We start from the raw sequence: 8,265 nt of genomic DNA on the forward strand, positions 1-8,265 counted from the left end.
CCCCGGCTGGCGGCACACCCTCACCCCCGACGGCACCCTCACCGTCACCACCCCCACCGGCCTGACCGCGACCACCACACCCCCGCCCTACTGAGCGGGCGGCTTCTACCGAGAAGGCGGCGCCTCTCCCTGCGTGCGGCGGGTCCGACCAAAGCCGGCGCGGCGGGCTCCGTCGTTCGTGACACTGCAGGTCTGACGCGAGACCCGCCACGGCATCTCCGTGGGGCAGGCAGCGAGGAGACCCGGGTCTGGCCGGCGGGCCGGCGAGGTGTCCCGGCCGCGGTTCCAGACCTCCGGCAGTGGCGCCAGCAACAGACCCGGATCGGCGTAGGGCAGCACGGGCCGGTCGGTCACCAGCCCGACGTGCAGCGCCCGCACGGGAGCCAACCGCCCCCACGGCGGGCAGGTCAGGCGTCGAGGAGACTCCGGGCGTGGTCGGCCGCGGGGCCGGCGAGGCGCCCGGCCAGCTCGGCGAACAGGTCGGCGGCCCGGGCGCCGTTCCAGTCCTCCGGCAGCAGCGCCAGCGGCAGGCCCGGATCGGCGTAGGGCAGCACCCGCCAGTCGGTCACCAGCCGGACGTGGTCGGCGAAGGCACGCGCGGGCTCGACCGGCCGGTCCGGTGGCGCGCGGTGCAAGGCCGGGGTGTGCCGGTCGAGGAAGCCGGCGTAGCGCCCGTTCAGCGCATCGAGGTCCCACCACCGCGCGACGGCCGCCCGCGCCTCGTCCGCGGGCACGCCCGCCCGCGAGAACAGCTCCACGTACCCCGCCAGGCCCCGCCGGCGCAGCACCTCGTGCACCTCGTCGTCCAGGTGCCCGGGAGCGATCCACACCCCCGGCGCGACGGTGCCGAACCCGAGGCGGGTGAGCTCCGAACGCAGCCGGTGGCGGCGCTCGCGCTCGGACTCGGGGACGGAGAAGACGGCGAGCAGCCACCCGTCGTCCACGGAGGCCCGGCGTCGGCCGAAGATCCGCGCGTCCCCCTCGGTCAGCACCTCGAGCGCCTCCGGGGTGAGCGCGTACCCGGCCAGGTCGCCGGTGCGGCGGGCGTCGAGCAGCCCGCGCCGCTTCAGGCGGGAGATCGACGAGCGGACGGCGGGCTCCTCCACCCCGAGATCGGCCATCAGCCGGACGACGGCGGCGACCGAGAGCCAGCCCCCGCGCTCCCGGGCGTAGAGCCCGTACAGCGACACGATCAGCTGGCGGGGCTGGAGGACGACGGGGCCCGGCGCCGCCGCCTCCTCGACGGCGGTCACGCGCACACGATAGCCACGCGCCGCGCCGCGCGAGCCCGCGCCGACGAGCCCGGCATCTCGCCCCGTTGACTACCGTCAGCGCAGCGCCATACTGGCCGCAGGGTGCGGCCCGGCCGGACCCGGCGACCGCAGGGAGGTCCGTCCCATGACGCTGAGCGCCCCGCTCCTCTCCCCCTCCGCCCACGTCGACTCCTTCTGCCGCGACCACCTGCCCCCGCCAGGGCAGTGGCCGGTCATCGACCTCGGCGACCTCGGCTACCCCGAGCGGCTCAACTGCGCCACGGAGCTCCTCGACGGCACGATCGCCCGGTTCGGCCCCGAACGCCCCTGCGTGCGGGCGCCCGGCGGCCCGGCCTGGACCTACGGGGAGCTGCGCGACCGGGCCGACCGCATCGCCGGCGTGCTCGCCGAGGAGCTGGGCGTCGTCCCCGGCAACCGGGTGCTGCTGCGCGGCTTCAACGGCCCCGACCTGGTCGCCTGCTGGTTCGCCGTCCTCAAGGCCGGCGCTGTCGCGGTCACCACGATGCCGGTGCTGCGCGCCGGCGAGCTCGCCACCATCGGCGAGATGTGCCGCCCGGCCGTCGCGCTGTGCGACGCCCGGCTGACCGACGACCTCGCGCGCGCCGCCGTCCCCGGGCTGACCGTCGTCACCTACGGCGGCGAGGGCCCCGACGACCTCACCGCACGGGCCGCCGCGCGCGGCCCCGGCGGCTTCCCCGACGTCGCCACCGCGGCCGACGACGTGGCGCTCATGGCGTTCACCTCGGGCACCACCGGCCGGCCGAAGGCGACCCTGCACTTCCACCGCGACGTGCTCGCCATCGCCGACACGTCTCCGCCGAGGTCCTGCGGCCCGAGCCGGACGACGTCTTCACCGGCAGCCCGCCCATCGCGTTCACCTACGGCCTCGGCGGCCTGGTGGTCTTCCCGCTGCGCGCCGGCGCGAGCGCGCTGCTGCTCGAGCACCCCTCCCCCGACCTGCTCGCCGACGCGGTCGCCGAGCACGGGGCCACGGTGCTGTTCACCGCGCCGACGGCCTACAAGGCGATCGTCGCCGGTGGGCGCGGGCACCGGCTGGCCGGCCTGCGCCGCGCGGTGTCGGCCGGCGAGTCGATGCCGGCCGCCGTCTGGCACGGCGTGCACGAGGCCAGCGGGGTGCGGGTCATCGACGGGATCGGGTCGACGGAGATGCTGCACATCTTCATCGCCGCGGCCGACGACGACATCCGCCCCGGGTCGACCGGCCGCGCCGTCCCCGGGTACACCGCCGCCGTCCTCGACGACGACGGCCGGCCGGTGCCCGACGGCACCGAGGGGCACCTCGCCGTCCGCGGCCCCACCGGCTGCCGCTACCTGGACGGCGACCGGCAGGAGGTCTACGTCCGGCACGGGTGGAACTACACCGGCGACACCTACGTCCGGGACGCCGACGGGTACTTCACCTACCGCGCCCGCACCGACGACATGATCATCTCGGCCGGGTACAACATCGCCGGGCCGGAGGTCGAGCAGGCGCTGCTGAGCCACCCCGAGGTCGTCGAGTGCGCGGTCGTCGGAGCACCGGACCCCGAGCGCGGCACGATCGTCAAGGCGTTCGTCGTGCTCAACCCCGAGCGCACCCGCGAGGTGCCGGCCGAGGAGCTCCAGGCCCACTGCAAGCAGGTGATCGCGCCGTACAAGTGCCCGCGCGCGGTCGAGTTCCGCACCGAGCTCCCCCGCACGAGCACCGGCAAGCTGCAGAGGTTCCGGCTCCGGTGAGCACCGGCATGCGCATCGCGGTGGTCGGCGGCGGGCCGGGCGGCCTCTACCTCGCGGCCCTGGCCAAGCAGCTGGACCCGGCGCGCGAGATCACGGTGTGGGAGCGCAACGCCCCCGACGACACCTTCGGCTTCGGCGTCGTCTTCTCCGACGAGACCCTCGGCGGCATCGAGCACGCCGACCCGACGGTCCACCGGGAGATGGAGCGGCACTTCGCCCGGTGGGACGACATCGACGTCCACCACCGCGGCCGGGTGACCACCTCCGGCGGGCACGGGTTCGCCGCGATGAGCCGCAGGGAGCTGCTCGCCGTCCTGCAGCGCCGCTGCGCCGACCTCGGCGTGCCGGTGCACTTCCGCACCGAGGCGCCAGACCCCGAGCAGCTGCGCCGCGAGCACGACCTCGTGGTCGCCGCGGACGGCGCCCGATCGGCGCTGCGCACCCGCTACGCCGACGTGTTCCGGCCGACGTTCGAGACCCGCCGCTGCCGCTACATGTGGCTGGGCACCGACCTGGTCTTCGAGGCCTTCAAGTTCTACGTCGAGGAGACGCCGCACGGCGTCATGCAGATCCACGGCTACCCCTACGACCGCACCGGCAGCACGTTCATCGTGGAGTGCCACGAGGAGGTGTGGCAGCGCGCCTTCGGGGACGTCGCCGCTCTCGACCTGCCGCCCGGCGAGAGCGACACCAAGTCGATCGCGCTGGTCGAGCAGCTGTTCGCCGGCGTGCTCGGCGGCCACCGGGTGTTCGCCAACAACTCCAAGTGGCTGAACTTCCTGTCCCTGCGCAACGAGACCTGGCGGCACGACAACGTGGTGCTGCTCGGCGACGCCGCGCACACCGCGCACTTCTCCATCGGCTCCGGCACCAAGCTGGCGATGGAGGACGCCCTCGCCCTGGCCGCCTGCCTGCACGAGCAGCCGGACGTCGACGCCGCGCTGTCGGCCTACGAGGCCGAGCGCCGGCCGGTGGTGCTCTCCACCCAGCGCGCCGCCCAGGCCAGCCTCGAGTGGTTCGAGGACATCGGCCGCTACGTCCACCAGGACCCCGAGCAGTTCGCGTTCAACATCATCACCCGGAGCCGGCGGGTCACCCACGACAACCTGCGGCTGCGCGACCCCGAGTTCGTGGCCGGCGTCGACGCCTGGTTCGCCCGGACCCAGTCGGAGCCGGCCCAGCCGCGCCCGCCGATGTTCCACTCGTTCCGGCTCGGCGGCCTGGAGCTGAAGAACCGCGTGATCGTCTCGGCGATGGACATGTACTCGGCCGTCGACGGGCTGCCCACCGACTTCCACCTGGTCCACCTGGGCAGCAAGGCGCTGGGCGGCGCCGCGCTGGTGATGACCGAGATGGTCTGCGTCTCCCCCGAGGGCCGGATCACGCCCGGCTGCACCGGCTTCTACACACCGGACCAGGAGGCGGCCTGGACCCGGGTGGTCGACTTCGTGCACGGCGCCACCGACGCGCGGATCGGCGTCCAGCTCGGGCACTCCGGCCGCAAGGGCTCGACCAAGCTGATGTGGGAGGGCATCGACGAGCCGCTGCCGGAGGGCAACTGGGACGTCGTCGGCCCCTCGGCCGTCCCCTACTCCCCCGCCAACGCCGTGCCCCGCGAGCTGTCCGAGACCGAGCTGTCGGTGATCCGCGAGCAGTTCGTCGACAGCGCCCGCGCCGCGGCCCGGGCCGGCTTCGACGTCCTCGAGCTGCACTGCGCGCACGGCTACCTGCTGTCGTCGTTCATCTCGCCGCTGGCCAACCACCGCACCGACCGCTACGGGGGCCCGCTGGAGAACCGGCTGCGCTTCCCGCTGGAGGTCTTCGACGCCGTCCGCGCGGCCTGGCCGGCGGAGCGGCCGATGACCGTGCGCATCTCGGCGACCGACTGGTGCGAGGGCGGCACCGACGTCGACGACGCCGTCGCCGTGGCCCGGGCCTTCGCCGAGCACAGCGCCGACGGCATCGACGTCTCCACCGGCCAGGTGGTGAAGAACGAGCGGCCGGCCTTCGGCCGCAGCTACCAGACGCCGTACGCCGACCGGATCCGCAACGAGGTCGGCCGCGAGTTCGGCGTCGCGGTGATCGCCGTCGGGGCCATCTCCAGCTGGGACGACGTCAACTCCATCCTGCTCGCCGGCCGCGCGGACCTCTGCGCGCTGGGCCGGCCGCACCTCTACGACCCGCAGTGGACGCTGCACGCCGCCGCGGACCAGGGCTACACCGGGCCCGGCGCGCAGTGGCCGGCGCCGTTCCGGGCCGGCAGCCGACCGCCGCAGACCGGCCGCACCGACGGCCCGCGGCCGCGGCTGCAGCTGATCCGGACGGGCGGGACGGGCACGCGGCACGCACGCTGGCGGCCGTGAGCCCCTCTCATCCCCTGCTGCGCATCGGCGGGCCGGCGCTGTTCGTCCTGCTCTGGAGCACCGGGTTCGTGGGGGCCAAGTACGGGCTGCCCTACGCCGAGCCGTTCACCTTCCTCGCGCTCCGGCTGGCCGTCGCCGCCGCGCTGCTGGCCGGTCTGGCCCTGGCGCTGCGCTCGGCCCGGCCCGCACGGCCCGCCCAGTACGGGCACGCCGCGCTGGTCGGGGTCCTGCTGCACGCGGGCTACCTCGGCGGGGTCTTCTACGGCATCTCCCTCGGAGTACCGGCGGGGGTGTCGGCGGTGGTGGTCAGCCTGCAGCCGGTGCTGGTCGCGGTCCTCGCCGCCCGCCTACTCGGTGAGCGGGCCAGCGCCCGGCAGTGGGCCGGCCTGCTGCTCGGGGTGGCCGGCGTGGCCCTCGTCGTCGGGCCGGGCGTCGTCTCCGCCGGGTCGACCGCACCCCTGCCGGTCACGGGGGTGCTCGCCTGCGTCGTCGCCCTCGCGGCCGGGACCGCCGGCACCCTGTACCAGAAGCGGCACGGCGACACGGTGCCGCTGGTCTGGGGCACCGCGGTCCAGTACGCCGCCGCGTCCGCGCTGCTGCTGGCGATCGCCCTCGCCACCGAGGACCTGACCATCCGGTGGACCGGTGAGTTCGTCGCGGCGTTCGTCTGGCTGGTCGTCGTGCTCTCCCTGGGCGCCGTGCTCCTGCTGCTGCTCCTGCTCCGCCACGGCACGGCGGCCGGCGTGTCCAGCCTGTACTACCTCGTCCCGCCGGCCACCGCGGTGGAGGCCTACCTGCTCTTCGGTGAGCGGCTGTCGGCCGTCTCGCTGGCCGGCATCGCGGTGACCACGGTGGGGGTCGCGCTGGTGGTCGCTCCCGGCGCGCCGCCGTGAGCCGGCGGCGACCTGACGGTTCATCGGGCCAGCCGCGCGGCGACGTCCTCCCGCAGTGCCTTCTTGTCCACCTTGCCGACCTTGGTGGTGGCCAGCTCGCCGACCACCTCCAGCCGCTCGGGCCACTTGTAGCGGGCCACCCCGGCGGCGGCCATCGCGTCCCGCAGCTCGGCGAGGGTCAGCGCGGCACCGGGCCGGAGGACGGCGTACAGGCAGACCCGCTCGCCGAGGTCGGCGTCCGGCATCGCGACCGCGGCGGCCTGGGCCACCTGCGGCAGCGCGTAGGCGAGGTTCTCCACCTCCTCGGCGCTGATCTTCTCGCCGCCCCGGTTGATCATGTCCTTGTCCCGGCCCTCGACGACGAGGTTGCCGTCCGGCCGCCGGCGGACCACGTCCCCGCTGCGGTACCAGCCGTCCGGCGTGAAGGCGCGCGCATTCTGCTCCGGCGCCCGGTAGTAGCCGCGCGGCGTGTACGGGCCGCGGGTGAGCAGCGCGCCGGGGACGCCGTCGGGCAGGTCCGCCCCCGCCTCGTCGACGATGCGCACCTCGTCGCCCGGGCTCAGCGGCCGGCCCTGGGTCGCGCAGACGACCTCCTCGGGGTCGTCGAGGCGGGTGTAGTTGAGCAGCCCCTCCGCCATGCCGAACACCTGCTGGAGCGTGCAGCCGAGGACCGGTCGGACGGTGCGGGCCACCTCGTCGGCCAGCCGCGCGCCGCCGACCTGCAGCAGCTCCAGCGAGGCCAGCTGCCCGGACCCGGCCTCCGCGGCGTGCGAGAGCCAGCGCTGGGCGACCGCGGGCACCGCGGCGGTGACCGTCACCCCCTCCTCGGCGACGACGGCGAAGGTCCGCTCCGGCTCCGGGGAGGGCAGCATCACGACCCGCCCGCCGGCCAGGAGCGTGCCGAGGATGCCGGGGCAGGCCAGCGGGAAGTTGTGCGACGCCGGCAGTGCGGTCAGGTACACGGTGCCCGGACCGAGGCCGCACAGCTCGGCGCTGGCCCGGGCGTTGTAGGCGTAGTCGTCGTGGGTCCGGGCGATGAGCTTGGGCAGCCCGGTGGTGCCGCCCGACAGCAGGAAGACCGCCACGCTCCGGGCGGCGGGCTCGTCGGCGTCCCAGCGGGTGCGCACCGCGGCGGCGTCGTCCGGCTCGGCGCACAGCGCGGTGAGGTCGAGCGAGCCGGGCGCGACGGGGTCGCCGACGACGAGCACCGACCGCAGCGTGTCCGACCCGGCCACCAGGTCGGCGGCCATCGCCTGGTGGTCGAAGCCGCGCAGCGTCGAGGGGACGGCGAGCGCCGCGGCCTCGGCGTGCGCGGCGAGGTACGCCAGCTCGTGCCCGCGGTGGGCGGGCAGGGCCATGACCGGCACGATCCCGGCCCGCAGGCACGCCATGGTGAGGACGACGAACTCCCAGCAGTTGGGCAGCTGGACGACGATGCGGTCCTCGCGGGCCAGGCCCAGGTCGTCGACCAGCCGGGCGGCCAGCGCGTCGGCCCGGGCGGCCAGGGAACGGGAGGTCAGCCGGACGTCGCCGTCCACCAGCGCGATCGCGTCGGGCCGGGCGTCGGCGGCCTCGATGAGCTCGGCGCCCAGGGCGCGGCCCCGCCACCACCCCCGCTCGGCGTACTCCCGCGCCAGCTCCTCCGGCCAGGGCACCGTGCCCTCGGCGAGCCGGCTCACGGCCGCAGCTCCCCGGGCCGTGCGGCGACCAGGTCGGTGCGGCCGGAGAGGACGGCGGTCGTCGCGACGTCGTCGTCGGCGTCCTCCACCAGCAGGCTGAGCGCGCCGTGGTCGAGCCGGGCCGCCTCGCACAGCAGCCGCCGGGTCAGCGGGGTGCCCCCGGCGACGGCCACGAGCGCGGTGCCCGCCCGCACCCCGGCCGCCACGGCCTCCAGCGCCGGCGGCAGGTCGGACTCGTCGTCGGGGGCGGCCACGGCCAGGGCCCAGGGCGCGCCGCCGGCCGGCCCGGGCGCCAGCGGGAGGGCCGCGCCGGGGAGCC

6 protein-coding genes and 1 pseudogene are annotated in these 8,265 nt (G+C 75.7%); 4 read left to right on the forward strand and 3 right to left on the reverse strand.

Annotated features, from left to right (window positions below; translation table 11 throughout):
- Nucleotides 1–407: 407 nt before the first annotated feature.
- On the reverse strand, nucleotides 408–1,253 hold the full coding sequence (locus MY520_RS27435) for a PaaX family transcriptional regulator (RefSeq protein ID WP_436695868.1): 846 nt from the start codon (nucleotides 1,251–1,253) through the stop codon (nucleotides 408–410).
- A gap of 145 nt (nucleotides 1,254–1,398) precedes the next feature.
- Here MY520_RS27435 and MY520_RS27440 point away from each other — a divergent pair.
- The 4 genes and pseudogenes from MY520_RS27440 to MY520_RS27455 all read left to right on the forward strand — a co-directional run.
- Nucleotides 1,399–2,022: pseudogene (locus MY520_RS27440) on the forward strand (AMP-binding protein); the annotation flags it as partial.
- Nucleotides 2,023–2,141: 119 nt separating this feature from the next.
- The gene (locus MY520_RS27445) at nucleotides 2,142–3,011 is read left to right on the forward strand and encodes an AMP-binding protein (protein ID WP_436695873.1); all 870 of its coding nucleotides are present in this window, start codon (nucleotides 2,142–2,144) and stop codon (nucleotides 3,009–3,011) included.
- Nucleotides 3,008–5,374: a bifunctional salicylyl-CoA 5-hydroxylase/oxidoreductase gene (locus tag MY520_RS27450; protein WP_436695869.1), complete on the forward strand. Its 2,367-nt coding sequence runs from the start codon at nucleotides 3,008–3,010 to the stop codon at nucleotides 5,372–5,374. Before MY520_RS27445 ends, MY520_RS27450 begins: the two co-directional genes overlap by 4 nt.
- Nucleotides 5,371–6,267, forward strand: a complete 897-nt coding sequence (locus MY520_RS27455) for a DMT family transporter (protein WP_436695870.1) — start codon at nucleotides 5,371–5,373, stop codon at nucleotides 6,265–6,267. Before MY520_RS27450 ends, MY520_RS27455 begins: the two co-directional genes overlap by 4 nt.
- A 20-nt stretch (nucleotides 6,268–6,287) precedes the next feature.
- Here the strand turns inward: MY520_RS27455 and MY520_RS27460 are convergent, their stop codons facing one another.
- Nucleotides 6,288–7,946 (reverse strand): (2,3-dihydroxybenzoyl)adenylate synthase, encoded by a 1,659-nt coding sequence (locus MY520_RS27460; protein WP_436695871.1) that lies wholly within the window; start codon nucleotides 7,944–7,946, stop codon nucleotides 6,288–6,290.
- Nucleotides 7,943–8,265: hypothetical protein (locus MY520_RS27465; RefSeq protein WP_436695872.1), on the reverse strand; the 323-nt coding region annotated here is incomplete at its 5' end. The genes MY520_RS27460 and MY520_RS27465, both read right to left, overlap by 4 nt.

It is taken from the genome of Geodermatophilus sp. CPCC 205506, assembly GCF_051383635.1.
In the GTDB taxonomy this organism is placed as follows: Bacteria; Actinomycetota; Actinomycetes; order Mycobacteriales; family Geodermatophilaceae; genus Geodermatophilus.